Below are 23,856 nucleotides of genomic sequence, written 5' to 3'. Positions count from 1 at the left end.
GCGTAGTAGTTTCGACAACGCACTCCGTCTGAAGGGCGGGGAGTTTCGCGGCCCTTCCGAAAGTTTCCGTCCCCGTATGTTCGACTGGCTCCACACCCTGTTTTCGCGCGACCTCGCCATCGACCTGGGTACGGCGAACACGCTCATCTACATCCGCGGCCAGGGCATCGTGTCCAACGAGCCCTCCGTCGTGGCGGTGCAGCAGGACTCGCGCGGCGGCAAGAAGGTGCTCGCCGTGGGCAAGGAGGCCAAGGAGATGCTCGGCAGGACGCCGGGCAACATCGTGGCCATCCGGCCCATGAAGGACGGCGTCATCGCCGACTTCGAAATCACCGCCGCGATGCTGCGCTACTTCATCCAGAGCGCGCACAACCGCAAGACGCTGGTGAACCCGCGCATCATCATCGGCATCCCGTCCGGCATCACGGAGGTGGAGCGCCGCGCGGTGCGTGAGGCGGCCGCCAACGCGGGCGCGCGCGAGGTCTACCTCATCGAGCAGCCCATGGCCGCGGCGATTGGCGCGGGCCTGCCGGTGACGGAGCCCAGCGGCAACATGATTGTGGACATCGGCGGTGGCACGTCCGACGTCGCGGTCATCAGCCTCGCGGGCATCGTGTTCGCCAAGTCCGTGCGCATTGGCGGCGACAAGCTGGACGAGGCGATCATCCAGTACGTCAAGCGCAAGTACAACCTGCTCATCGGTGAGCGCACGGCGGAGCTCATCAAGATGGGCATCGGCACGGCGTACCCGACGGACGAGGTCATGACCATGGAGATCAAGGGTCGCGACCTGGTGGCCGGCGTGCCGCGCACGCTGACGGTGTCCAGCGACGAGGTGCGCGACGCGCTCGCGGAGCCCGTCAACGGCATCGTCGAAGCGGTGAAGCTGACGCTGGAGCGCACGCCGCCGGAGCTGGCCGGTGACATCGCCGACAGGGGCATCGTGCTGGCCGGTGGCGGCGCGCTGCTCAAGAACCTGGACACGCTGCTCCGTGAGGAGACGGGCCTGCCGGTGTTCCTCGCGGAGGACCCGCTGTCCGCCGTGGTGATTGGCGCGGGCAAGGCGCTGGAGTCGTTGGACATCCTCCGCCAGGTCTGCCAGCCGGGCTGAGGTTCCCCGCTCCCGCTGCACCGTGACGGCGCCGGACCCGGTTTCAGGGGTCGGCGCCGTTCGCGTTTCCGGCCGGCGTCGTGGCGGCGGCCCGGGGCAGCGGCAGTCGGGTGGGCGTGACGATGCGCGCCTCGCAGTTGGGGCGGCGGCCCTCCCGGTCGTCCTCCTGGCGGGCCATCTCCTCCACGACGGCGCCTCTCAGGAGCATCCCCGGCGGTGTTGGGCGCTCCACCTTCGTGTCCATGCAGGCGTCGAACGCGCGCCGCATCCAGGGGCCGGCGGCGCGGACTGCGAAGCCTCCCAGCGCGTCCACGCGAGCGAGGCCATCCAGGCGTTGGACGAAGACCGGGTAGCCCTCCTGCGAGTCGCGCCGGGCGTGGACCAGGGTGGCGGCGGCGCGCAGGCCCGGGGCCAGACGGATGAGCTCCGGTCCGGTGGCGCGCGAGGCGGACAGGACGTGGTTGCGCAGCGGTTCGCGCGCGAGCATCACCGGCAGCGACGCGTTGAAGAGGTTCTTCGCGCGCGCATCCCCCTCCCGTGTGAGCTCCAGCGCGAGCAGCGCGGCGACCTCCGGGTCCAGGCGGGACAGCACGGCTTCGGACTCGCCCACGGCATCCTTCAGCGCGCGCTTCGGGTCCTGCAGCACGTCCCGGGTGAGGCGCAGCACGGCGCGGTCCACGGGCGACGTCACCGCCGCGACCTCCGCCGCCTTGGGGGTACGCTGGCCGGTGAGCAGGTCCAACAGCGCCATCCGCTCCGGCTGCCGCGCCAGGGCGGGGGGAACCCAGTCGAGCATCACGTAGGACGTGTGCTCGGGCCCGGCGGCCGCGGCCGTGCGTCCGGCCAGCACCAGGAAGTCCCACGTCCTGCGGCGCGCGTCCTCGGCGTAGCGGCGCACCCGCGTGGTGGCGGCGTCGCGCAGCTGCGCGCGCAGGAGGATGCGCACGTCCAGCTCCAGCGCCTCCAGGGTGTCCGGCGGGTGCTTCTCCTCGAGTGCCTTCAGCAGTCTCGCCGTCTCGGTGACGAAGTCCTGGCGCTCGCTGTCACTCCAGGGCCGCGAGTCCCCCAGCTCGAAGCGCCAGCGCGCATCCAGCCAGGCACGGACCACGTCGGGCGAGTCCGGGAAGCGCTTCGCCAGCTCCTGGTATGCGGCGACGGCCTCCGCGGTGCCCAGGGACGGCGGGCTCGCGCGCTGGAGGTAGAGGGCGGCCAGCGGTGAGTCCGGGTGCTGCTGCGCGTGCTCCGTGTAGCGGGCGCGCGCCGCGTCTCCGTCTCCAATGAGGCGCAGCAGTGACAGCGCCAGCGCCTGCGCGCCCGGATCCTCCTGCCAGGTGTGCATCAACATCGCCGCGTGGCCGCGCGTGTTGCGCCAGCGCAGGGCGTCCGGGAGGTTCACCGGCGCCTGCGAGTCCAGGATGAGCAGGGCGCGCGCGGCCATCTCCCGCGCCAGGGCATTCCCTGGCTCCACCTGTGCGACGGAGGACGCCACGCGGCCCGCGGACTCCCAGCGTCCTGCTTCCGCGAAGGCGCGCGCGGCGGCCTCCCAGTTCGCGGCCTGGACGGAGAGTCGCTCGCCCGGCTGGAGCACCATGGCGCTCTCCGGCAGGGACCTGGAGCGTGGGCCCGAGTAGGTGGCCCCGTCATCCGGGACCGCCTCCAGCATCGCCGCGCCCTTCACGTTGTAGAGGATCCGCTCGCCGTCGGTCGGCAGCCACACGTCCTCGATGACGGGCTCGTGGCCGGGCCAGGTCGTCACCGCGCGGAGCAGGTCGTCTCCCAGCTTCACGCGCCCCTGCTCCTGCGTCCCGGGTGCCACCACCCAGTGCTCGCCGCCGATGCGCACGTCCACGGGGCGCGACAAGCCATTGACGACCGTCACGGCGCGCATGCCGCGAGCCTCCAGCCACACCGCACCCAGCCCCGCCAGGCCGCAGAGCCCCAGCGCCATCCCGGCCAGGGCCACCGCGCGGCGGCGCGACCTGCCGCGCGAGGGCGGAACCTGTCCGATGACCTGAAGCGGCGCCTTGCCGTCCGCGCGCACGAGGTAGCCATCCAGGGGCCACACCGGAACGCCCAGCACCGTCACGGTGCGCTCGGCGACAAAGGGTGCGTTCGGGGCGGCGCCGCGCGGAGGCGAGCCCTTCCACCGGACACCCGTCCCCAGAACGGAGGACGCAGACGGCGAGCGAGCCGCGATGACGAAGGCGCCACGGTCTTCCACCAGCGCCGCCAGCAACTCCCGCGTGGGCCCGGGAGGCTCATGCTCCAGCCGGCGTGAGAGCACCGCGTGTACCGCCCACGCGTCACCCCGCGCGAGCGCCTCTGACAGCGCGGCATCCGGCAGGAGCTCCGCCAGGCGCGGCGCGCGCTCCAGCAAACCGCTGGGGTCCGTGACAGGGGCGAGGGACATGGCCCGCATTCAACCGGGTGCCGGCGGGGGGAAGGCAAGCCCCGGGCCCCAAATCCCGTCAGGACATGGCCCGAAGCCTCGCCGCGCAACGAACGCCATCGACCTCAAGAGGGCCACCCTCATCCATCGCCGCACCGGGCCCTCGGGCCAGAAGGCCGTCCCCACGGATGAGAGCGTAAGAACCCTGCCGAGCCCCCCGGCGGCGGCGCGCGGCCAAAACCTGTCGGACAGTCGGACCGCTTTGGCCCCCATGGCTGGCCGGAGCCTCCATTCCATCCGAGCCGAGGGAACCTGTCGGACAGTCGGACAGCTTTGGACAACCCCAACCAGGGCCCCCGGCACCCGAGCCGTGAAAACCTGTCCGACTGTCGGACAGCTTTGGGCCACCGTGCTTGGCTGGGAGCCTCCGCTATCCGAACTGCGGAAACCTGTCCGACAGTCGGACAGCATTGGGCTTCCCCGTGCCGGGGGCGGCACTCCATCCGACCAGCGAAAACCTGTCCGACTGTCGGACAGCTTTGGGCCGCCGCGACCGAGGCCTCCACCATCCGAGCCGCGGAAACCTGTCCGACTGTCCAACAAGTGTGGGACGCCGGGCTGGGAGCTGCCGCGCAATCCGAGCGCGGAAACCTGTCAGACAGTCGGACAGCTTTGGGCCGCCGCGACCGAGGCCTCCACCATCCGAGCCGCGGAAACCTGTCCGACTGTCCAACAAGTGTGGGACGCCGGGATGGGAGCTGTCGCGCAATCCGAGCGCGGAAACCTGTCGGACAGTCGGACAGCTTCTTTGGGCCGCCGCGACTGAGACCTCCGCCCCCGAGCCGAGGAAACCTGTCGGACAGTCGGACAGGTTTGAAGGTCGTGGCTGGCCGGGGCCTCCGCCATCCGAGCCGAGGAAACCTGTCGGACAGTCGGACAGCTTTGGGCCACCGTGGCTGGCCGGGGCCTCTGCTCCGTCCCATCCGCAGAAACCTGTCCGACTGTCGGACAGGTTTGAAGGCCGTGGCTGGCTGAAGCCTCCGCTCCGCCCCACCCGCAGGAACCTGTCCGACTGTCGGACAGGTTCGGGGCAACCGCGGCCGGGGGAGCACCCCATCGGGCCAGCGGAGACTTGTTGGACCGGCTCGTGCAATGCGCCACTGGCGGGGCGCGGCATGCCACTTGCCTTGAATCCCGTCAGGCCGTTGGCCGAAGCTCCCACGCCATGGGCGCCTTCGACCTCGTGATCATCTCCGTCATCGTCGCGCTCGGCCTGGGGCGCTTCCTCGTGATGCGCGACCAGCGCCGCGCGCCGCCTCCGGAGGCCGGGCCGCGCAAGCCGACGCCGCAGCGCATCGCCGGTCGCGTCCTGCTGGGGTACGCCTACGCGATGGCGCTGTTCCTGCTCGTCCGCTTCTTCCTCGGCCGGATGTGACGGACGCTGGCTTGCGTCCCATTCCGAGCGCGCTGGCTGCTTCCCCTCATGAACGCATGGCTCGTGTCGGGGTGGTGTCCCTCGCGCTGGGGGCGTACCTGCGGCGCCGGGATGTACGCGGCCCCACGAAGGGCGTCATCAACCGGCACCGCCCGACGCCGCTGCAAATCACCTACGGACTGCTGTTCGCGCATCCGTTCTGCGTGTTCTACATCGCCCTGCTCCAGGGCCCCTGAGCGCATGAGGCGCCCCGGGGCCCGAGGTCAGCCCGAGCTTCAGTGCTTGCCGTACTCCAGCTTCACGCCCTTACGCTGCGCGTAGATGTACGCCTCCATCGCGCGCATCTTCGGGTCGCCGTCCGCCAGCGGCTTGCCGCGCACCGGGTTCTCGATGCACCAGTTGATCATGTCGCGCAGCAGCGCCACACGGCCCAGCTGCACCTGGTACTTCGGGTAGGTCTCCGGGTGGGTGTTGGCCGCGTCCGGATGGCACATGTCGCACGACACGCCCACCGTGCCGCCCAGCGCGTCCGCGTCGTGGAACACGCGGTGGCCGTCCTTCACGGCCGCCTGCACGGAGTCCGCCCACACCTGCTCGTCGCGCTCGGAGTACGCGCCGTAGGTGTGGCCCGTCTGGAGGTTGGCCTTCTGCTGCTGGGGCACCGCCTTCGCGCCCGTCTCCGCGCCCACGCCGCCCTGGCGCACGTCGTTGCCCGCGGGCTTCGAGCCGGGGTTGGGCTGGGGCGCGGGCGCCGGGGGCTTCTTCGTGGCCGGGGGCGAGGCCTGCGCCAGCACAGGGCCGGGCACGTCGTCCCAGTTCGCGTTCGGGTTCTTCTTGCGCCAGTCATCCATCAACTGCGCGGTGGCGGTGATGGCCTGGGCACGGGTGAGCTTCTGGCCGTCCTTCACGCCGGGCACTTCCATGGACGTCTCCCCGTCGCACAGGCCCAGCACCAGGTTGCCGTCCTTGGACGCGGGCAGCACGTGCTTGGGCAGGGCTTGCGCCTGGGGGGCGGCCTTCGACTCCGGGGACGTGGCGAGCGCCACACCGCCGGCGAAGGACAGGGCCGCGCACGGGACCACGAGCAGCTTCATTCGCAGGTTCATGGGAGGGAGTTCCTCTTCCGGTCCTAGTAGGTGGGCAGCTTGGGCTTGGGAGGCGCGGACTGCTTGCCACCGGAGCCCAGGTAGCTGGCGCGCACGGTGATGGGGTCGCGCTGCCAGAGGTTGTAGAGCTTGTCCACGAGCCCCGACTCCAGCACGTCCATGCGGCCGTTACCGCAGCCGTCGAACTGGCTGAACGGATCCGCGCGGTTCATGGGCACCGTGAGCGAGGGCAGGCCTTCGGGCGCATACGGCCACGGCCACGCGGTGGACAGCATCCCGTGGAAGGAGATGTTGCCAATGCGGTTGCTGAGCAGTTGGTGCGTGTGGCCGTGGATGACGGTGACCTTCTCGTACGGCTTGAGGATGGCCTGCACCTCGTCCGCGTCGTCGGTCCAGAAGTTCCAGGGCTTGTAGTACTTGTAGAGCGGCGAATGGCTGAAGACGATGACGGGCGTCGTCTTCGCCACCTTGGCCAGGTCGTTCTGGAGCCACTGGCGCTGCTCGGCGCCGACCTCGAAGCGGGACTGGATGCCATTGTCCAGGCCGGCGACGATCTTCATGCGCTCCATGGGGGAGAGCTTCCGCTCCGTCCAGAAGTCCTTCTCCAGGATGGAGTTGAGCACCACGAAGTGCACGCCCTTGTGGTCGAAGGAGTAGTTGGGCGCGCCGAACAGGTCGCGCCACAGCTCGCCCATGTCCAGGAACCAGTCGTGCTCGCCCACCATCATCTTGATGGGGGCCTTCACGGACTTGAGGATTTGAGCGCCCAGCTTGAGCTCACCGGCCTGGCCCAGCTGCGCCAGGTCTCCGCCGAAGAGGACGAAGTCCGGCTGGGGGTCCAGCGCGTTCACGTCGTCCACGGCCTTGAGGATGGCGCGTACGAAGCGGTCGTTGAGCTTGTTCTCGTACAGGTGCGTGTCGGAGATGTACGCGAAGGAGAACTTGGGCTTCTCCCCCTGCGCCTCCGCCACGTTGACCAATTGGAAGCTGTTGGGCGTGAGCTTGCCCATGCCCGCGACGATGCCGGCGGAGATGCCGGCGACGCGCATGAAGGCGCGGCGGTCCAGCTTGCGCAGGCCCTCGAAGAAGGCGTCGCGTTCGGCGTAGTGCTTCGTCTCGATGCTCTGGAACTTGTTTGCCATGGCGCGCCTCCGTTACCGCTGCTTGGTGGTCGTCACCGGGGTGACGTCGCCGTAGATACCCAGGTCCGCCGGGTTCTTCACCTTCAGATCCGGGTTCGGAGCCAGGTCGCCCAGGTTGCCCTTCTTGCCCATGGCGATGGCGGTGTCCCGCTCCGGCCGGGTGTTCTTCCGGGCGCGCTGCTTCGCCAGCTGCTCCTTGTTGAGCTTGTCGAACTTCGTGTCCGTGAGGGCGAAGAGGAACGCCACCAGGTCGTCGATTTCCGGCTCGGTGAGCCCCAGCCGCTGCATCCCACCGTCGAGGTAGGGATTGGCCACGCCGCCCTTGTTGTAGTGGTCCATCACGTCCCACAGCGTGGTGAGCGACCCGTCATGCATGTACGGGCCGGTGATGCCTACGTTGCGCAGGATGGGCGTCCTGAACGAGCCCACGTCGTTCTCCTGCTTGGTGACGAGGAAGCGGCCCAGCTCGGAAAACTCCGAGTTGAGCGCCAATTCGTCGATCTGCTTCTCGTCGCCGGTGCGCACCACCTGGACGCCCTTGCGCGCCAGGGTGACGAAGTCCTGCTTGTGCGCGGCGACGCCGATGTTGTGGAACTTCTGGTCGCTGAACAGCGGGGAGACGGCGTTGCCCGCGTGGCAGGAGTTGCAGCGCGCCTTGCCGTTGAAGAGCGCCCAGCCGTTCTTCTCCGACGCGGTGAGCGCCTTGGCGTCGCCCATGATGAACTTGTCGAAGCGCGCGTCGCCGGAGAACTGCATCCGTTCGAACGCGGCGATGGCGACGGCCAGGTCGTCGAAGTTGGGCTCGCGGCCGAACACCTTCTGGAAGTCGGTGACGTACTCGGGGATGCCTCGCACCTTCTTCACGACGGTGTCCGGATCCGGCATGCCCATCTCACGCGGGTTGAGGATGGGCAGCTTCGCCTGGTCCTCCAGCGTGGCCGCGCGGCCGTCCCAGAACTGGGTGGCGTTGAAGAGGGCGTTGAGCACGGTGGGGCTGTTGCGCGTCACCTTCTGCTGCTTGACGCCCTCGGACAGCGGCTTGCCGTCGGTGAAGCCCAGCTCCGGCTCGTGGCACGTCATGCAGGCCACGGTGTTGTCCACGGAGAGGCGCTTGTCCCGGAAGAGCTTCTCCCCCAGCGCCACCCGCTCCGGTGTGGGCTCGGAGCCCTCGGGCACCGCGAGCCGCCACAGCGTCGCGGAGACGCCCGGCGGCAGCTGTGGCGGTGTCGCGGTCGCCGGTGGTGAAGGGGGAGTTGCTGCCAGTCCCACGCCGGAGTTGAGCACCACGGCGAGCATCGTGACGACGCCCGAGGGCAGCCGCATGAACGCCTCCTACCCGTTCTCTGGAGCCGCGGCGGGACATCCGCCCGGGTCCGAGGCCGGTCCGCGCATTTCACGCAACCCGCGCGAAACGTTCAACGGTTGCTAGGTCGCCAGGGAGGGGGAAGTGTCTGGCATTGGAACGTCTGACGTCACCGGGCGCCAGCCGTGGGAGGAGAGCCACGTGTGGGCTTCATCTTTCCGTCCGTGCGCGACGAGGAAGTCCACGCGGGGTTGGCCGGGAGGCGGAGTCACGGAGCCTGCGTGAGCCGGCAGGTCAGGCGTCGGCCTCGCTCGCGATGGCGACGAGTGCTCCGACGAGGTTCTCCACCTCCCAGTCGATGGCGAACACCGCGGCCTGCACCCGCGTGGAGTCCGGGGCGTTGCCGGCGAGCAGTGCCCGGGCACGGCGGAGGGCTGCCGCGAGCCCGTGCGCTTCGAGCAGGTGCAGGGTCCCCGTGATGGCCTCGCACGCGCGCTCGTACTCGTCGCGGGCGCCCTGCTTGAGCGCCGCCGTGAGCGCCGGCCGGGCCTGCTCCAGCGCCTGGACGGAGGAGCGGGCCAGAGCCGCGCTCGCCTGTGAATCTCCCGCTGCCCACTGCTTGAGCTTCGTGAAGCTGAAGTCAGGCGCCAGGACCAGGGAGTCCGCGGCGGACACGGGGGCACGGGGGGCCGCTTCTGGCGGATGCACGTGCGCCTCTGGAGCCTCGCGGGAAGTGCACCGCGCCATCTTCCTGAACAGGACTCCCTCGTCGAAAGGCTTGCCGATGAAGTCCGTGAACCCCGAGGCCAGGACCTTGCTTTCCTGCCAGGCCCGCGTGGAGGCCGAGATGGCGATGATGGGAATCTGGCGGAGCCGTTCGTCCGGGAGCTGCCGGATGACCTTCAACGCGTCGTATCCATCCAGCACCGGCATGTGCAGGTCCATGAGGACGAGCTCGTAGCCGCCCTGGCGGAGGCGCTCCACCGCCTCGTGTCCGTTCCTGGCGGCGTCGAACGAAACTCCCCAGTGCTCGAACCAACGGGCGAGCACGTAGGTGTTGACCTCGTTGTCCTCCACCACGAGCACCTTCAGGCCCCGCAGGGCCTGCGGGGAGGACTCGCTGCTGGGAGCCGTGGTGGCGGCGGCGCCCCCCGCCACGGCCTTCAAGCGCAGGTCGAAGGAGAAGCGTGTTCCCCTTCCCACCTCGCTCTCCACGACCATCTTGCTGCCATGCAGCGCCACCAGCTTCCGGCTGATGGAGAGGCCCAGCCCCGTCCCGCCGTACTTCATCCCGATGTCGTAGTTCGCCTGGGTGTACTCCTCGAAGATGGCGGCAAGGCGGTCCGGTGGAATGCCGATTCCCGTATCGCTCACCTGGAAGGCCAGGTCGCACGCGTCGCCGTCCCGGGACCGGAGGGCCACGCTGACCTTGACCCCACCCTTCTCCGTGAACTTGAGGGCGTTGCTCACGAGGTTCGTGAGGATCTGCCCGAGCTTGACCGGGTCCCCCAGGAGAGAGGCCGGGACCCGCTCGTCGGTCTCCATCTGGAGTTGCAGCCGCTTCTCCTCGGCCCGGGCGGCCTGGCCGTTCAGGATGTCGCCGAGCAGTTCCCGGAGAGAGAACTCGCGTTGCTCCAGCGAGAGCTTGCCCGCCTCGATCTTGCTCCAGTCCAGGATGTCGTTGACCAGCGCGAGCAGGTTGCCGGACGCGGAGCCGAGGATGCGCAGGTACTTCGACTGCTTGTCGGAGAGCGGCGTCATCCCCAGGAGCCGCGTGGCGGCGGTGATGGCGTTGAGGGGGTTGCGGACCTCATGGCTGAGGGTCGCGAGCAGCGCCGCCTTGGCCTGGGCCAGCTGTTCGGCCTTCCTACGGGCCATCAGCAGCTCGCGCTCATAGCGCTTGCGATCCGTCATGTTGAAGAGCGTCGTCCGGACGGACCGGGGTCTTCCGAGCGTGTCTCTCTTCTGCACGGAGTTGATCAGGGCAGGCAGCGGACGGCCGTCGGCACAAACGAGGTCCAGCGAGAGCTCGTGGACGAAGCCCTGCATCTGGAGCAGGGGGGCGTAGTGGGTTTCGTGGAAGATGCGGCCCGCGACCGTGAGCAGCTCCCAGAATCGCTTGCCGCCGAGCAAGGCCTCCCTGGAATAGCCGGTCCAGGTCAGGAAGGTCTGGTTGACCTTGATGATGCGCCCCTCCGGGCTCGTGGAGAGGTAGCCACACGGAGCGTTCTCATAAAGCTCCTCCGCCGAGTCCTCGGAAGGCTCCTTCCCCTGCTCCGTGTCAGCGCTCCCTTGCATCGTCCCCTTTCAGTAGCCCAGGAAGGGCTTCATCGCAGCGACCGTTTCCTCGGGAGCGCTCAGGTTCGGGCAGTGTCCGGTCGCCTTGAGGTGGACCAGCTGGCCATGAGGCAGCTGCCGGTACACGTACTCGCCCACTGCTTCCGCCGCGATGACGTCGTTCGAGCACTGGAGCACGAGGGAAGGCGTCTTGACCTTCGGGAGGTCGGCCCTGTGGTCGGAAAGGAAGGTCACCTTCGCGAACTGCTTCGCGATGTCGGGATCCATGCGGCAGAAGCTGTTGGTGAGCTCCGTGCCAAGCTCGGGCCGGTCCGGGTTGCCCATGATGACGGGCGCCATCGTGCTGGACCAGCCCAGGTAGTTGTCGTCGAGCGACTCCAACAACTGCAGGATGTCCTCGCGCGAGAAGCCTCCGACATACTCGCCGTCGTTGATGTAGCAGGGCGAGGGGCCAATGAGCACGAGCTTGTCGAAGCGCTCCGGCTCCTTGATGGCCGCCAGCACGCCCACCATCGCGCTCACTGAGTGACCGACGAAGACCGCCCGCTCGAGACGCAGCTCGCGGCAGATCTCCAGGACGTCATCGGCGTATCCCTCCAACGTTCCGTACCGGTTGCGGTCATAGGCCGCGAGGTCCGAGCCGCCAGCCCCCACGTGGTCGAAGAGTACGGTGCGGCAGTCCCGCTCGAACGCGGGCGCGACGAACCGCCACATGTTCTGGTCGCAGCCGAAGCCATGGGAGAACACCATGGCCTGCGCGCCCTCCCCCTTCACCTTCACGTTGTTCCTGGCGAGAACGCCCATGGGTTGCTCCGATGAAGAAAGAAGACTCCAGGACAGCCCTGGGCTCACGAGGGCGGACCGTCCACCCCAGGTAAGAGTGAAGGAGTCCCCACGCTCCGGATCAATTTCCTTCCTGAAAGAAGAGTCCACCCCTGACAGCATCCATCGCCGGGGCCAGGAGGCCTCAAGGCTCGGGGACGCGCAGGTCGCGTGAGCGCAGCAGCATGGCGGACGCCGTCGCCGGAGCGAGCACCGACGCGACGATGATGCTCCAGTCCCAAGGTCCCCGCGCCCGGGCGGCGTTGAAAGCCAACGCCTGCACCAATGTCAGACAGGCATCCGCGGTGGTGAGCCGCCCCAGCAGCGTGGCCAGCCCGTCGCGCCAGCGGCGCAGGAGCAGCAACAGGCCCGCGATGAGCCCCACGTCGAACACCACCCAGCCGTGCTGCACCCACGGCGAGGGAAACCAGTGCGCGCTCATGGGCAGCGCGAGCAACACCGTCCACGGCACCAGCAGCGCCGTCAGCGCACGCACGAAGAGGCGCGGCCGGCGCAGCAGCGTGACGAGCCCGAACTTCACCAGGCTTCCTCGCGCGAAGGCCCGGAGCGCGTCGTAGATGGCCCACGGCGCGGGTTCGTCCTTCGGGTGGGACAGATAGAGCGTCACCCACGCGTCGGGGCGGAACTTCGCCTTGAAGGAGCGCAGGCCCTCGAAGTCGAACAGCGGACGTCCCGCGCTGCGCGCGAACCGCAGCCACGGCCGCACCGGGCCCGCGAGCGGCGCCAGGCCCAGCGTCACGTACCTGCGCCCGTTCAACGCGGCGGCGCGCATCGCGGCGTCCACCAGCGTCTCCGCGGTGCCGTTGGGCGCGGTGGGTTCACGCAGCAGGTCCTGGAGGAACCAGCCGTCGCGCGCGTACACGGGCGTCACCGACAGGAAGCCCACCACGCGGCCCTCCACCTCCGCCACGAAGGCGCGGCGCTCCCGAGCAAAAGCCCCGGGGGCCAGCCCCACCAGGAAGCCCATCGTCGCCATGCGGCGCGACGCGAGCCAGTGCTCGGCCAGCACCTCCACCGCCGCTCGCAGCGGGTGGCCTTCCGTCTCCATCACCTCCGCGGGCACCTCGCGCACGCGCACGCCGTGGGAGCGCGCGCGGCGGAGCTGTTCGCGCAGGCTGCGGCTGCCCTTCACCACCGCTTCCCATTTCGTTGGGTCCCACACCGGCTGCTCGCCAATGGGCAGCTCCTCGAACGGCACGAGCCGGGAGAAGCGTGACTCCGTGGCGAAGAAGCTCACGCGCTTGCCCGCGCTCCGGGCCGCCTGGTGGAAGGCCTCCACCACGTCGTGCACGCGCTCATGCGATGCGATGGGACCGCCTCCCGCCACCCACGCGCCGCCCGTGTCCACGTAGGCGATGCACCCGTCCCCTTCCGGCGAGAACCAGTACTGGAAGCCCGGCTGCAGCACCTGGAAGGACGTCGCGTTCCAGCCGTGGTGCTTGAGCAGCGCCAGCACCCGCTCGCGCGGGTCGCCTGCGGGGTCCTGGTGGGGGTCGGCCATGGTGTTTGCGTTCAAACTACGTCCCACCGGGCAGCCCCGCCAGCCAAAGCCGCCCTAGGAGACAGGGCCCCTCCTGGAGGGACGGGCCGTGAGGAAGTTCGCGGGCGGGAGATCCAATCCGGCCGCGCCCACGCACTACAGGAGGACGTCCTTGACGGGGAAATCAGGGCCGGAAGCCGGGCCCCCACGGCACGGCCCTGCCATGGGCGCCCGGCTTGTAGTACCGCTCAGGAACCGTCGTCCTCCGCGTCGTCCCCGCCGCCATCCCCGGGAGCCCGGCCGAGCAGCCGGTCCACCTCCGTGTGCGCGCCTTCCGCCTGCGCCGCGCTGATGCGCTTGTAGAGCTTCAGCGCGTCCACCACGTGGTGCGCGTGCTTCCACAGCGCCCGGGAACCACTGGACGGCGAGCGCTTGCGCGGAGACGGCAGCATCGCGGCGAGCACCGCTCCCTGCGCCACGGAGAGCTGGGACGCGGACACGCCGAAGTGCTCCCGCGCGCCCGCCTCAATCCCATACACGCCGTTCCCCCACTCCACCACGTTGAGGTACAGCGTCAGGATGCGCTGCTTCGTCAGCGCTTCCTCCAGCCGGTGCGCCAGCACCAGCTCCTTCAGCTTGCGCACCAGGCTGCGGTCCGTGGACAGCCAGAGGTTCTTCGCCAGCTGCTGCGTGAGCGTGGACGCCCCCCGCCCCAGCTCCCCCTTCTCCACCGCCTGCCCCACCGCGCGCGCCAGCTCCACCGTGTCCACGCCGTCGTGCAGGTAGAAGCTCGCGTCCTCGGAGATGAGCACCGCGTCCACCGCGGGCTTGGACACCGCGGACAACGGCACCCACTGCTGCCTCCGGCGCGGCTTGCGCCCGGCCTCGCGCGCCTCGTTTGCCCGCTGCTCGATGAGCGCCGTCGTCTTCGGGTTCTCCTTCGCCAGGGAACTCGCATCCGGCAGCCCGGCGAACGTGAGCGCCGCGGTCCCCAGGCCCAGCACCAACACGCCCACGAACACCCAGCGCGCCCAGCGCCTCCTTCGCGGCGGCGAGGGCTGCACCTCCGGCGGTGCCGGCCGGATGGGCCCGGCGGGTTCGGGGCTCGGGGACTCGGATGGACCTTCGACGGTGGACATCTTCCGGCCGTGTCTAGCGCCGTGCCGTCCGGGCGTCACCCTTCACGGTGAGCTTCGCGGAGGCCAGGCGCGTCTCGGGCGAACGCCAGCGCTCGTCCACCGACGCGAAGCCCGCCACCAGCTCACCCGCGAGGTAGCCGCGCGTCTTCTTCCCCTTGCGGCGCAGCCAGTCGTTGATGACTTGCCCCTTCGCGTCCTTGCGCGCCTCCGGCTGCGCGAGGTTGAAGCGCGAGCGCTTCACCAGCCCGCCGGACTTGTGCACGAACGTCACCGTGCCGTCCGTCCCCACCCGCTCCACGATGCCGATGTGCGTGAGGCCGTCGTTGATGAGGCCGTCGCGGTTGCGGTCGAACGTGTTCTTGAAGAACACCAGCGCGCCCGGCTTCGGCGTCTCCGTCAGCATCCCCAGCGCGCGTGCCTTGCGGTGGATGGCCGTGACGCCGTTCTCCTCTGGCAGCACGTCGTCCGGCAGCAAATCCAACCGACGCTGCTGGAACGCCAGCCGCGTCATGCCCGAGCAGTCATCGCTCACCGTCGAGCTCATCTTCGCCAGCGTCGTCATCCCCACCCAGGACTTCGCCCGCCACAGCGCCCGGTCCGACAACTCGACCACCGGCCGGGCCTTCTTCGTCGCCGTGACCTTGTTCGCTGCCTGAGCCGCCCCGCCCCACACCAGCGCGCTCACCAACGCGCCCACCCACACGCCTCGTCCCATGCGCACGCGACAGAGCAACAGCCGTGCCCGGTCTTCGCGGCGTTGCGCATGTCCATCTCACGACGAAGCGCGCGCACCCGTCGGCATGCGCTGGGCAAGGAAGTTCCCACCCATGGCAACCGCGCGCCCTGAATCCCTCAGGGCACGACGGCGGGCGGGATTGCCGGCTCGGCGCCCCGGTTCCCATTCGAGGATTCCTGCCCGGCACTCGACGGGACGTTGTTCCACAGGGTGCCGCCCCTCACCCGCAGCCGGCCCGTGTCGTTCAACTGCATGAGGTGCGAGTCGTGGACGGTGCCCCCCCGAACGCGGCCCGGGTCGGCAGGCACGGCGCCCATGGGCGGAGGGGACGTCTCACCTTCAAAGGTCTGCGCCGGCGCGCAGCCCCTGCTCGCGCATCCGGGGCTGAAGGACTCGCCGGGCGGGCTCGGGAAGCGGGTCCGCTCGGGGGCCCAGGTCCGCGCGGGCCTGGGCTGTATCAGCCTCGGAGGGTTGGGAGCCGGAAACTCCGTGGGCGACGGGCTCATCTCCCGGGCCTCCAGCGAGACCATCAGCGGCAGCGCCAGCCCCAGCACCGCGAACTGCCCCAAGGCGCCGGGCATCCGCGAACCGGGCGCGGGCAGTACCTGGGTGCGCAGACTCGACAGGATGAACGCACCGCCAATGGCCGTGCACAGCGCGAGCGCGCCCCACGTCATGGCCTGGGCCGTGATGACAATGGAGGACAGGCGCCAGGTCGCGCCCACGTCCACCGCCGCCCTCCAGGCGTGGTCCCTCCAGTCCGCCGCCGGCCCGGCCATGCCGTAGCCCACCGCGCACGCCGCCACCCAAACGGCGGCGCCATGCACCTCGCGCCGGAGGAGCCACCCCTGCGTGAGGCCCACCGCCACCCCCATCCCGATGGACGCCGTCCCGGGCGACAGCCCCAGCGCCACGGCCAGGGCCCGCGAGCCCACCAGGCCCACCGCCACCGCCATCGCCGTCATCCCCGCCCAGCCAGACACCTGGAGCCCCGCCCGGCGCAGCGCGAACGCCTGCGCGTTCCCCAGCATCGCCCCCGCGACCGCGAAGACGCCCAGCTCCGCGAGCCGGTGCACCACGCCCTGCTCCACCGAGGACAGCCGCCAGACGGCCGCCGAGCCCAGCAACGTCTCCAGCAGGCGGGCCCAGTCCTCCGCCTGCGTCCACGGGACAAGCAGGCCCAGCACGGTGACCACGGAGACGAGGAGGACGTGGACAAGACGAGAGCCCATGGCCCGGCAGTCTGCGCGAGCCCCCCGCTCCAAAGCCATTCACCGAGGCACCTTCCTGCCCGCCGGCCAACGGAGGTGTCGCCCGGTGGAGGTGGATGTACGGCGCGACAGGACCTCACGGGTTAGACTGAATCCCGGTGCGTTTCGCCTACTACCAGCGCCTGTCGCCCGCCGAGCAGCGCATCTACCGGCGGAGCGACGCCGTCACGGAGGTGCCCCTGCGGACGCCCGCGACGCTGCGGCCCGGGGTGGAGGCGGTGCGGCAGGCCCTGCTCCAGGAGGACCGGGCGGCGCTCCAGGCCGCGACGCAGTCCCTGGCCCGCGCGTTGACCGAGCGGCTGGAGGTGGCCGGGGTGGAGGTGGAGGTGCTGGAGACGCGGCCCTCGAATGAAGAGGGAGAGCTGCACGGGCTCTACACGTGGGCGCCCGGGCAGCGGCCCCGCATCCAGGTGTGGATGCGCACCGCGAAGCGCGGCCGGGTCGTGGCCTTCCGCACGTACCTGCGCACCTTCCTGCACGAGCTCTGTCACCACCTGGACTTCCTCTGGCTGGAGCTCGGCGCCTCCTTCCACACGGAGGGCTTCTTCCAGCGCGAATCGAGCCTCTTCGGGCAGCTGGTGCCCCCGTCAGCGGGGTTGGAGCGCAGTGAAGCGTCGGACACTGGGAAATGGAGCACGAGCACAAGGCGCGGCCGGCGCTAGATTGCCGCCCCTATGGCGCATCCCACCGACGACAAGAACTTCCGTCTGCCCACCACCCTCCGACCGCGCCGCTATCAGGCGACGGTGACCCTGGACCTGGAGGGCCGCACCTTCACGGGTGAGCAGCGCGTGGAGCTGGAGCTGGCCCAGCCCACCACGGAGATCATCCTCCACGCCAACGCACTGGAGCTGGGCGAGGTCACCTTCCGCGCCGGCAACGACGTGCGCAAGCCCGCGTCCAAGCGCGTGGCCCCGGTGAGCGAGACGGTGGTGCTCACGTTCGACGCTCCCCTGCCCGCGGGCAGCGCCACGCTGGACGTGCTCTGGACGGGGCACTTCAGCGACGGTCTGCGCGGCCTTTACGCGGCGGGCAAGGTGGCCGCGACGCAGTTCGAGGCCGCGGACGCGCGCCGGCTGTTCCCCTGCTTCGACGAGCCCGCGTTCAAGGCGCGCTGGGCGCTCACGGTGCGCGTGCCGGAGGGCCACGCGGTGCTGGGCAACGGCCGCGTGGTGAAGGATGAGAAGGACGGGGCGCTGCGCAAGGTGACGTTCGAGGAGACGGAGCTGCTCAGCTCGTACCTCATCGCGCTGGTGGTGGGCCCGCTGGTGGGCACCCCGGAGGAGAAGGCGGAGGGCATCCCGGTGCGCACGTGGGCGCTGCCGGAGAAGGCGCACCTGGCGAAGTTCGGGCAGGACGCGGCACTCCAAGTATTGCCCCGGCTGCAGGACTACTTCGGGCTGCCGTATGCCTTTGGCAAGGTGGACCAGGTGGGCATCCCGGACTTCGAGGCGGGCGCGATGGAGAACGCCGGCCTCATCACCTACCGGGAGGTGGCGCTGCTGTTGGATCCGGCCACCGCGCCGCTGTCCGTGCAGAAGCGCGTGGCGGAGGTGGTGACGCACGAGCTGGCGCACCAGTGGTTCGGCAACTGGGTGACGATGGTGTGGTGGGACGACCTCTGGCTGAACGAGGCGTTCGCCACGTGGATGGCTTTTAAAATCGTCGACCAGTGGCGGCCGGACTGGCGCATGTGGCTGGACTTCGACGCGCACCGGGCGAGCGCGCTGGCGCTGGACGCGCTCAAGTCCACGCACCCCATCCACGGTGAGGTGCGCAACGCGGGCGAGGCCGGTGAGAGCTTCGACGCGATTACGTACGAGAAGGGCGGCGCGGTGCTGCGGATGATTGAAGGGTTCCTGGGAGAGGGGCCCTTCCGCGAAGGCATCCGGCTGTACATGCGCAAGCACGCGCGCGCGAACGCGGTGAAGGAAGACCTGTGGAACGCGCTCGGTGAAGCGGCGAAGCAGCCGGTGAACGAGCTGGCCACCAAGTGGATTGGCCAGAGCGGCTTCCCGCTGGTGTCGGTGAAGGTGGAGGGGCGGAAGGTGACGCTGTCGCAGCGGCGCTTCTATTCGGAGCCGGGGGTGAAGAGCCCAGAGACGTGGCCGGTGCCCATGGTGCTGCGCTTCGAGGACGCGGGCGGCGTGCGGGAGCAGCGCGTGCTCTTCCGCGACACGGAGACGACGGTGACGCTGGAGGGCGGCGCGGGCGAAGTGAAGTGGCTGTGCGCCAACGGCGGCTCCACGGGCTTCTACCGGGTGGCGTACGAGAAGCCGGCGCTGGACGCGCTTGCGGCGAACCTGGGGACGCTGGCGCCGTCGGAACGCATCTCGCTGCTGGCGGACACGTGGGCGCTGGTGCGCTCGGCGCAGGCGCCGGTGGCGGACCTGCTGGACCTGGCGGCGCGCTTCGGGGACGAGGAGGACGAGGCGGTGCTGGACGAGCTCGTCGGGCGGCTCGGGTACATCGAGAACCGGCTGACGGAGGGCGAGGACCAGGAGCGCTTCCGCCGGTGGGTGGAGCAGCTCTTGGGCGGCGGCCTGAAGAAGCTGGGCTGGCAGGCGGCGCAGGGCGAGCCGGACCGGGTGCGGCTGCGCCGCGCGGCGCTGGTGCGCGCGGTGGGTGGTCTGGCGCGCAGTCCGCAGGTGCTGGCGGAGGCGCGTCCGCTGGTGGCGCGGATGCTCCAGGGAGACAAGACCGCGCTGGACGCGAACCTGCTGGACACGGCGGTGGGCATGGTGGCGCGCGCGGGTGACTCGGCGCTGTTCGATGATTTGTCGCAGCGGATGCCCAAGGAGCCGGACCCGGCGACGCAGCGGCGCTACCTGATGGCGCTCACGGCCTTCGAGGACGCGACGCTGGCGGAGCGGGCGCAGGGCCTGCTGTTCACGGAGACGGTGAAGACGCAGGACGTGGCGAGCTTCGCGACGGGCCTGTTGGGCAACCGCACCGGGCGCGACGCGTGGTGGGCGCATTTGCAGAAGAGTTGGAAGGACCTGGTGTCGCGCACGGGCGCGGCGCCCATGCTGCTGCGCCGGGTGGTGGAAGGCCTGGGCCTGCTGCGCACGCGCGAGCAGTTGGAGCAGATGAAGGCCCTGCTCCAGGCGAACCCCATTCCGGAGGCACAGCAGGCCACGGCGCAGACCCTGGAGCGGCTGACCCAGGACGTGGCCCTGCGCGAGCGCGTGGCCCCGGAGGTGGCCGCGTGGTTGAAGCGCCGGCCGTGATGCCCTGAAGGACGCCTCCGGCCGCGCATCTGGAAGTTGCGCGGCCGGGGGGTTCTGGGGATGGTTCGAGATGCCTCGGGGCTTGCCCGGGGCGCACTGCACGGCGCCTGGCCGTGCGCCAGGACACCGCCGCCATGCCGCCCCCTTCCGCGCCCCTCCTCCCCTCCTTCCGCATCCAGGGGTTCCGAGCGTTCAGGGATCTGGAGATTCCGCGCCTGGGCCGCGTCAACCTGATTGTCGGCAAGAACAACGTGGGGAAGACCACGTTGTTGGAGGCGATCAAGGTCTATTCGGCAGGTTCAGATGCGGCATGGGAGCTCAAGGAACTTCTTGAGTTCCGCCAAGAGGTCCATCGGCATGCACCTCGAGACGACAAGGCCCAACGCATCAACATCATGCGTGCCTTCTTCCAGCCTCCCGAGCAGCCTGCGCTGACATCTTTTTACCTGAGCACCCGCGATCTCGACCCGAAGCTTTCCGTCCGGCTGGGCAGAAGCCCCTTGGTGCAGGGAGAGAAAGGCTCCCGAGCATCAGGGGCATCCTTCATCGCGGCGGATGAAAAGCCCTCATCTCCTCAGGATGAGCTGGAGGAGGAAGTACTTCAGGTCCGGATCACTACTGGCTCATATCGGTACCATCGAGTTATCGACCTAAGCGATCTCCGGTCTTCAAGCGTGGCCGGCAGCTTGGTCGAAAGCCGACTCAATGCCAGGAACTCTTTTGCCTGCCAATACTTGCCAGCACGAGGCATCAAACCGCTTGATATCGGGCCGTTGTGGGACAGCATTGTCCTTACCAATGGCGAACAATCAGCGCTCCAAGCCCTGAGGATCATTGCTCCTGATATCGAGCGCGTTTCTCTTGTCGAAGGCGCAATGTACCAGGGTACGCGCTACGCTCTTGTTGCCAGAAGAGGCCATACATCTCCCGAGCCGCTTCAAAGCATGGGCGACGGAATGAACCGGATCTTCGAACTCGCCCTAGGGTTGGTGAATTCCAAGCACGGAATCTTCCTGATTGATGAGGTTGAGAGCGGCGTCCACTACGCGGCACAAGAGCAGCTCTGGCGGTTCATCTTCGAGGCTTCCAGTCAGCTCGGTGTGCAGGTCTTCGCCACCACGCACAGCTGGGATTGCATCACGGCCTTCCAGAAGGCAGCGTCCGCCCACCCTGAAGACGGAACGCTCATCAGCCTCGCCCAAACGGATAGCGACATCAAAGCCACCGTCTTCAACGAAGGCGACCTGGAGATCATCACCCGGGAATCCATCGAGGTCCGCTGATGCCGCCCAAGCCAGAGCGGATCCTCTTGGTCGAAGGCGCGGAGGACCGCGAAGTCGTCTACCACCTCTGCAACCACCACAAGCTCGACAACAAGCAACTCTTCGTTGTTGAAGCCAAGGATGGTTACGAGCGGCTGCGCGACGACTTGAAGGTCCGTCCACGTGTCCCCGGAGTGAAGACCATTGGCGTCGTTGTCGACGCGGATGAAGACCTTGCCCACCGGTGGCAGTCCCTCCGCGACGTGCTCGAACACTCCGGCTACACGCAGCTACCCAGCCAGCCCGAAGCAGCCGGCGTCATCATCCCCGCCCAAGGCACGCTGCCGCGCATCGGCATCTGGATGATGCCGGACAACCAGCTCACGGGGATCCTGGAGGACTTCCTCCAGCAGCTCGTCACGCAGAACGACCCGCTCCTGCCCACAGCCTTCACGGCCCTGGACACCCTCCCCGAGCGCCGATTCAAGCCCACCTACCGCTCCAAGGCCGCCATCCACACCTGGCTCGCCTGGCAGCAGGAACCCGGCACGCCGCTCGGACAGGCCGTGTCCAAGCACTACCTCCAGGCGGACCACGAGCTCGCTCAGCGCTTCGTGGCCTGGATGCGGCGCCTGTTCATCCCCGCTCCCGAAGCCCCAGCCCCATGAAGACCACGCTCACGCCCGAAGCCTCCGCCGCCTCCCGTGAAGCCCTGCGCCGCGCCAACGTGGCGTTCACCCACGCGTATCCGGGCGAGTCCTCCCGGCGCCAGCCCGTGCACACCGTGTACGGCGGCGCCCACCTCTTCCGCGCTGGCACCGCGCGGAAGATGGGGGACCTGGCGCTCGCGGCGCTGCGCGACTACGCCGCCGATGGCTCCCAGCTCGCCCACGGCCTGGGCCTGCCCCAGCGCGGCGGCTTCGCCCAGCGCGTCCATGACCGCGTCGTGGACAAGCTCCAGCGTGAACCCGTGGAGGACTTCCGCATCGACTTCGAGGACGGCTATGGCCACCGGCCCGACTCGGAAGAAGACGCCCACGCCGTCGCCGCCGCCACGGAGGTGGCCCGGGGCCTGGAGCAGGGCTCGCTCCCGCCGTTCATCGGCATCCGCGTGAAGTCCTTCACGGAGGAGCTCTGCGCCCGCGCCTCGCGAACCCTGGACCTCTTCGTCACCACGCTGCTGGAGCAATCCGGTGGCAGGTTGCCTCAGTCCTTCGTCGTCACCCTGCCCAAGGTCACCGTGCCTGAACAGGTGACCGCCCTGGCGAAGCTGCTGTCGGAGCTGGAGTCCGCCCACCGCCTGTCTCCCGGCGCGCTCGCCCTGGAGCTGATGGTGGAGACGCCCCAGGCCCTCTTCGACGCGCGCGGCAGGCCGCACCTGCGCTCGCTCGTGGAGGCCGGCGAGGGCCGCTGCTCCCACGTGCACCTGGGCGTCTACGACTACACCGCCGCCCTGGATGTCAGCGCGCACATGCAGCACATGCTCCACCCCGCCTGCGATTACCTGCGCGACACCGTGCAGGTGCTCCTCGCGGGCAGTGGCGTGCACCTGTCCGACGGCGCCACCAACGTCATGCCCGTGGGCCCCCACCGCAAGCAGGGCGACACCCCGCTCCTCCCCACGCAGCGGCGCGAGAACACCGACGCCGTGCACCGCGCATGGCAGCTGGCGTACCGGCACACGCGCCACTCGCTGGAGCGCGGCTACTACCAGGGCTGGGACCTGCACCCCGCCCAGCTCCCCGTGCGCTACTCCGCCGTCTACGCCTTCTTCCTGGAGGGCCTGGAGCCAGCGTCCCAGCGCCTCAAGGCCTTCGTGGACAAGGCCGCCCAGGCCACCCTGCTGGGCGACGTGTTCGACGACGCCGCCACCGGCCAGGGCCTGCTCAACTTCTTCCTGCGAGGCCTGGCCTGCGGCGCCCTCACGGAAGAGGAGACCCGCGCCACCGGCCTGACGCTGGAGGAGCTGAGAAGCCGCTCCTTCCGCGCTATCGTCCAGGGCCGCGCGTCACGCTGACGCGGGCGGCTCCGCGGGGGGCACCGCGCTCCGGGGCCCCAGCCACTCGCGCGCGACGGCCACGTCCACCGCGAGGATGCCCAGCAGGAACAGCCACGGCCCCGGCTTCGACGACAGGCCCGTCAGCGCCCAGACGGTGATGAGCCCCGCGAGCACCGCCGGCACCACCGAGGGCAATGCCTCCCGCGCGCGCCGCACCGACCCCAGCACGCCCAGCGCCAGCAGCCCCAACACCACACCCGTCGCGCCCAGCCGGCCGCGCCCCGTCCCCGCGCCCTGCCCCGACGACGGGAACACCAGCGTGTTGAACTTCCACGTGTGGTTGTCCTCGATGTCCCAGGCGAAGTTGTCGTCGATGGTGATGTTGCGCTCGCGCTGCAGGTGGGCCGTGGGCACCAGCGACCACGCCGAGCTCCACGGCAGCAAGAGCCCCACCGCGCACGCCGCCACGCCCGCGAACACCCACCGCTTCAGCCGCACGTCCGCCGGCCGCTTCGTGAGCGACGGCTCCGCCAGCGACGACGCCTGGAACGCCCGCCACTGCACGGAGCCCAGCACCACCGCCGCCAGCACCCACAAGAGCGGCGCCACGCCCAGCCCCAGCGACAGGAACGCCTGCGTCACCGTGAGCGCGGTGAACATCGGCAGGAACGCCGGATGCGCGGCCCACTTCACCACCGGCACCAGCGTATCCGGCAGCTTCCGGCCCGCGGCCACCCACTCGCGCGCGCCCAGCATGCCGGCGCCCACCAGCATCAACACCGACCATGGCAGCCCCAGCCCGCCGCCGACGAAGGGCAGCACCGGCGCCACCACCGCCGCCGCCACCAGTCCGGAGCCGAGCAGCGGCAGCGAGCCCCCGGGCAGCCGCTCGCGCAGCCTCGGGTCGTCCAGCACGTCCTGCACCGCGCGACCCGCCGAGTCCGCCGCGCGCTGCGCCTTGTCCGCCACCTCGTCCATCACCGGCGACCCGGGCGCGTTCACGTCCCCGCCGCAGTGGGGGCACGTCCGCGACGACTGGCCTTCAGGGAGCGGCTGACCACAGTGCGGGCAGGACATGGCGCGAGTCCTCCTCAGATGAAACAGGAGCGCGA

The 23,856-nt window shown here is 69.7% G+C and carries 19 protein-coding genes; 8 read left to right on the top strand and 11 right to left on the bottom strand.

Features of this window, described 5'->3' with window-relative positions; translation table 11 throughout:
- The first annotated feature begins 76 nt into the window (after nucleotides 1–76).
- Nucleotides 77–1,111 (top strand): rod shape-determining protein, encoded by a 1,035-nt coding sequence (locus D7X30_RS01380; protein WP_014400170.1) that lies wholly within the window; start codon nucleotides 77–79, stop codon nucleotides 1,109–1,111.
- A 43-nt stretch (nucleotides 1,112–1,154) separates the two neighbouring features.
- Here D7X30_RS01380 and D7X30_RS01375 read toward each other — a convergent pair whose 3' ends face one another.
- Complete coding sequence (locus D7X30_RS01375) at nucleotides 1,155–3,521, bottom strand: hypothetical protein (protein WP_120561014.1); 2,367 nt, start codon at nucleotides 3,519–3,521, stop codon at nucleotides 1,155–1,157.
- A 1,204-nt stretch (nucleotides 3,522–4,725) separates the two neighbouring features.
- On the opposite strand from D7X30_RS01375, the gene D7X30_RS01370 reads away from it, so the two are divergent.
- Nucleotides 4,726–4,935: a hypothetical protein gene (locus D7X30_RS01370; protein ID WP_120561013.1), complete on the top strand. Its 210-nt coding sequence runs from the start codon at nucleotides 4,726–4,728 to the stop codon at nucleotides 4,933–4,935.
- 56 nt (nucleotides 4,936–4,991) lie between these two features.
- Nucleotides 4,992–5,171 (top strand): hypothetical protein, encoded by a 180-nt coding sequence (locus D7X30_RS41535; RefSeq protein WP_147443063.1) that lies wholly within the window; start codon nucleotides 4,992–4,994, stop codon nucleotides 5,169–5,171.
- Between the two features lie 39 nt (nucleotides 5,172–5,210).
- On the opposite strand, the gene D7X30_RS42190 is transcribed toward D7X30_RS41535, so the two are convergent.
- From D7X30_RS42190 to D7X30_RS01325, 9 genes are all read right to left on the bottom strand, one after another.
- Nucleotides 5,211–6,041 carry a c-type cytochrome gene (locus tag D7X30_RS42190; protein WP_199724143.1) on the bottom strand — a complete coding sequence of 277 codons (831 nt, stop codon included), beginning with the start codon at nucleotides 6,039–6,041 and terminating at the stop codon, nucleotides 5,211–5,213.
- Nucleotides 6,042–6,064: 23 nt separating this feature from the next.
- A complete protein-coding gene (locus tag D7X30_RS01360; RefSeq protein ID WP_014400174.1) occupies nucleotides 6,065–7,183 on the bottom strand; it encodes a metallophosphoesterase in 1,119 nt (372 codons plus the stop codon).
- A 12-nt stretch (nucleotides 7,184–7,195) separates the two neighbouring features.
- Entirely contained in the window at nucleotides 7,196–8,506 is a 1,311-nt protein-coding gene (locus tag D7X30_RS01355; protein WP_120561012.1) for a cytochrome-c peroxidase, read from the bottom strand.
- 274 nt (nucleotides 8,507–8,780) lie between these two features.
- The gene (locus D7X30_RS01350) at nucleotides 8,781–10,784 is read right to left on the bottom strand and encodes an ATP-binding protein (protein ID WP_120561011.1); all 2,004 of its coding nucleotides are present in this window, start codon (nucleotides 10,782–10,784) and stop codon (nucleotides 8,781–8,783) included.
- A gap of 9 nt (nucleotides 10,785–10,793) precedes the next feature.
- Complete coding sequence (locus tag D7X30_RS01345) at nucleotides 10,794–11,588, bottom strand: alpha/beta fold hydrolase (protein WP_120561010.1); 795 nt, start codon at nucleotides 11,586–11,588, stop codon at nucleotides 10,794–10,796.
- Nucleotides 11,589–11,751: 163 nt separating this feature from the next.
- Nucleotides 11,752–13,128 (bottom strand): bifunctional lysylphosphatidylglycerol flippase/synthetase MprF, encoded by a 1,377-nt coding sequence (locus D7X30_RS01340; RefSeq protein WP_199724142.1) that lies wholly within the window; start codon nucleotides 13,126–13,128, stop codon nucleotides 11,752–11,754.
- A gap of 227 nt (nucleotides 13,129–13,355) precedes the next feature.
- Nucleotides 13,356–14,246, bottom strand: a complete 891-nt coding sequence (locus D7X30_RS01335) for a biosynthetic peptidoglycan transglycosylase (protein ID WP_120561008.1) — start codon at nucleotides 14,244–14,246, stop codon at nucleotides 13,356–13,358.
- 13 nt (nucleotides 14,247–14,259) lie between these two features.
- Entirely contained in the window at nucleotides 14,260–14,967 is a 708-nt protein-coding gene (locus D7X30_RS01330; protein WP_147443062.1) for a CHAP domain-containing protein, read from the bottom strand.
- Nucleotides 14,968–15,098: 131 nt separating this feature from the next.
- The gene (locus D7X30_RS01325) at nucleotides 15,099–16,214 is read right to left on the bottom strand and encodes a hypothetical protein (protein WP_147443061.1); all 1,116 of its coding nucleotides are present in this window, start codon (nucleotides 16,212–16,214) and stop codon (nucleotides 15,099–15,101) included.
- Nucleotides 16,215–16,351: 137 nt separating this feature from the next.
- Between D7X30_RS01325 and D7X30_RS01320 the strand changes: the two genes are divergently transcribed.
- The 5 genes from D7X30_RS01320 (at nucleotide 16,352) to D7X30_RS01300 (ending at nucleotide 22,762) form a co-directional block, all read left to right on the top strand.
- Nucleotides 16,352–16,915, top strand: coding sequence for a hypothetical protein (locus D7X30_RS01320; protein WP_120561005.1), 564 nt, complete (start codon nucleotides 16,352–16,354; stop codon nucleotides 16,913–16,915).
- Nucleotides 16,916–16,927: 12 nt separating this feature from the next.
- Nucleotides 16,928–19,483 carry a M1 family metallopeptidase gene (locus D7X30_RS01315; RefSeq protein ID WP_120561004.1) on the top strand — a complete coding sequence of 852 codons (2,556 nt, stop codon included), beginning with the start codon at nucleotides 16,928–16,930 and terminating at the stop codon, nucleotides 19,481–19,483.
- A gap of 113 nt (nucleotides 19,484–19,596) precedes the next feature.
- Nucleotides 19,597–20,766, top strand: coding sequence for an ATP/GTP-binding protein (locus D7X30_RS01310; protein ID WP_147443060.1), 1,170 nt, complete (start codon nucleotides 19,597–19,599; stop codon nucleotides 20,764–20,766).
- On the top strand, nucleotides 20,766–21,413 hold the full coding sequence (locus D7X30_RS01305) for a DUF3226 domain-containing protein (RefSeq protein ID WP_120561002.1): 648 nt from the start codon (nucleotides 20,766–20,768) through the stop codon (nucleotides 21,411–21,413). Before D7X30_RS01310 ends, D7X30_RS01305 begins: the two co-directional genes overlap by 1 nt.
- The gene (locus D7X30_RS01300; RefSeq protein WP_120561001.1) at nucleotides 21,410–22,762 is read left to right on the top strand and encodes a phosphoenolpyruvate kinase; all 1,353 of its coding nucleotides are present in this window, start codon (nucleotides 21,410–21,412) and stop codon (nucleotides 22,760–22,762) included. Before D7X30_RS01305 ends, D7X30_RS01300 begins: the two co-directional genes overlap by 4 nt.
- Here D7X30_RS01300 and D7X30_RS41855 read toward each other — a convergent pair.
- Nucleotides 22,754–23,821: a zinc ribbon domain-containing protein gene (locus D7X30_RS41855; RefSeq protein WP_158619178.1), complete on the bottom strand. Its 1,068-nt coding sequence runs from the start codon at nucleotides 23,819–23,821 to the stop codon at nucleotides 22,754–22,756. The two genes, D7X30_RS01300 and D7X30_RS41855, sit on opposite strands and share 9 nt — an antisense overlap.
- Between the last annotated feature and the right edge of the window lie 35 nt (nucleotides 23,822–23,856).

The organism is Corallococcus sp. AB011P (assembly GCF_003611605.1).
Classification (GTDB): Bacteria; Myxococcota; Myxococcia; order Myxococcales; family Myxococcaceae; genus Corallococcus; species Corallococcus coralloides.
The sequence above is the reverse complement of the archived record's forward strand: the minus strand, read 5'-3'. Positions and strand labels throughout refer to the sequence as shown.

Excerpts from the sequence above, each read along its gene's own strand:
- D7X30_RS01360 (WP_014400174.1), bottom strand. The coding sequence starts at position 7,183 with ATGGCAAACAAGTTCCAGAGCATCGAGACGAAGCACTACGCCGAACGC.
- D7X30_RS01355 (WP_120561012.1), bottom strand. The coding sequence starts at position 8,506 with ATGCGGCTGCCCTCGGGCGTCGTCACGATGCTCGCCGTGGTGCTCAAC.
- D7X30_RS42190 (WP_199724143.1), bottom strand. The coding sequence starts at position 6,041 with ATGAACCTGCGAATGAAGCTGCTCGTGGTCCCGTGCGCGGCCCTGTCC.
- D7X30_RS01315 (WP_120561004.1), top strand. The coding sequence starts at position 16,928 with ATGGCGCATCCCACCGACGACAAGAACTTCCGTCTGCCCACCACCCTC.
- D7X30_RS01345 (WP_120561010.1), bottom strand. The coding sequence starts at position 11,588 with ATGGGCGTTCTCGCCAGGAACAACGTGAAGGTGAAGGGGGAGGGCGCG.
- D7X30_RS41855 (WP_158619178.1), bottom strand. The coding sequence starts at position 23,821 with ATGTCCTGCCCGCACTGTGGTCAGCCGCTCCCTGAAGGCCAGTCGTCG.
- D7X30_RS41535 (WP_147443063.1), top strand. The coding sequence starts at position 4,992 with ATGGCTCGTGTCGGGGTGGTGTCCCTCGCGCTGGGGGCGTACCTGCGG.
- D7X30_RS01300 (WP_120561001.1), top strand. The coding sequence starts at position 21,410 with ATGAAGACCACGCTCACGCCCGAAGCCTCCGCCGCCTCCCGTGAAGCC.
- D7X30_RS01380 (WP_014400170.1), top strand. The coding sequence starts at position 77 with ATGTTCGACTGGCTCCACACCCTGTTTTCGCGCGACCTCGCCATCGAC.
- D7X30_RS01305 (WP_120561002.1), top strand. The coding sequence starts at position 20,766 with ATGCCGCCCAAGCCAGAGCGGATCCTCTTGGTCGAAGGCGCGGAGGAC.
- D7X30_RS01335 (WP_120561008.1), bottom strand. The coding sequence starts at position 14,246 with ATGTCCACCGTCGAAGGTCCATCCGAGTCCCCGAGCCCCGAACCCGCC.
- D7X30_RS01340 (WP_199724142.1), bottom strand. The coding sequence starts at position 13,128 with ATGGCCGACCCCCACCAGGACCCCGCAGGCGACCCGCGCGAGCGGGTG.
- D7X30_RS01375 (WP_120561014.1), bottom strand. The coding sequence starts at position 3,521 with ATGTCCCTCGCCCCTGTCACGGACCCCAGCGGTTTGCTGGAGCGCGCG.
- D7X30_RS01370 (WP_120561013.1), top strand. The coding sequence starts at position 4,726 with ATGGGCGCCTTCGACCTCGTGATCATCTCCGTCATCGTCGCGCTCGGC.
- D7X30_RS01350 (WP_120561011.1), bottom strand. The coding sequence starts at position 10,784 with ATGCAAGGGAGCGCTGACACGGAGCAGGGGAAGGAGCCTTCCGAGGAC.
- D7X30_RS01325 (WP_147443061.1), bottom strand. The coding sequence starts at position 16,214 with ATGGGCTCTCGTCTTGTCCACGTCCTCCTCGTCTCCGTGGTCACCGTG.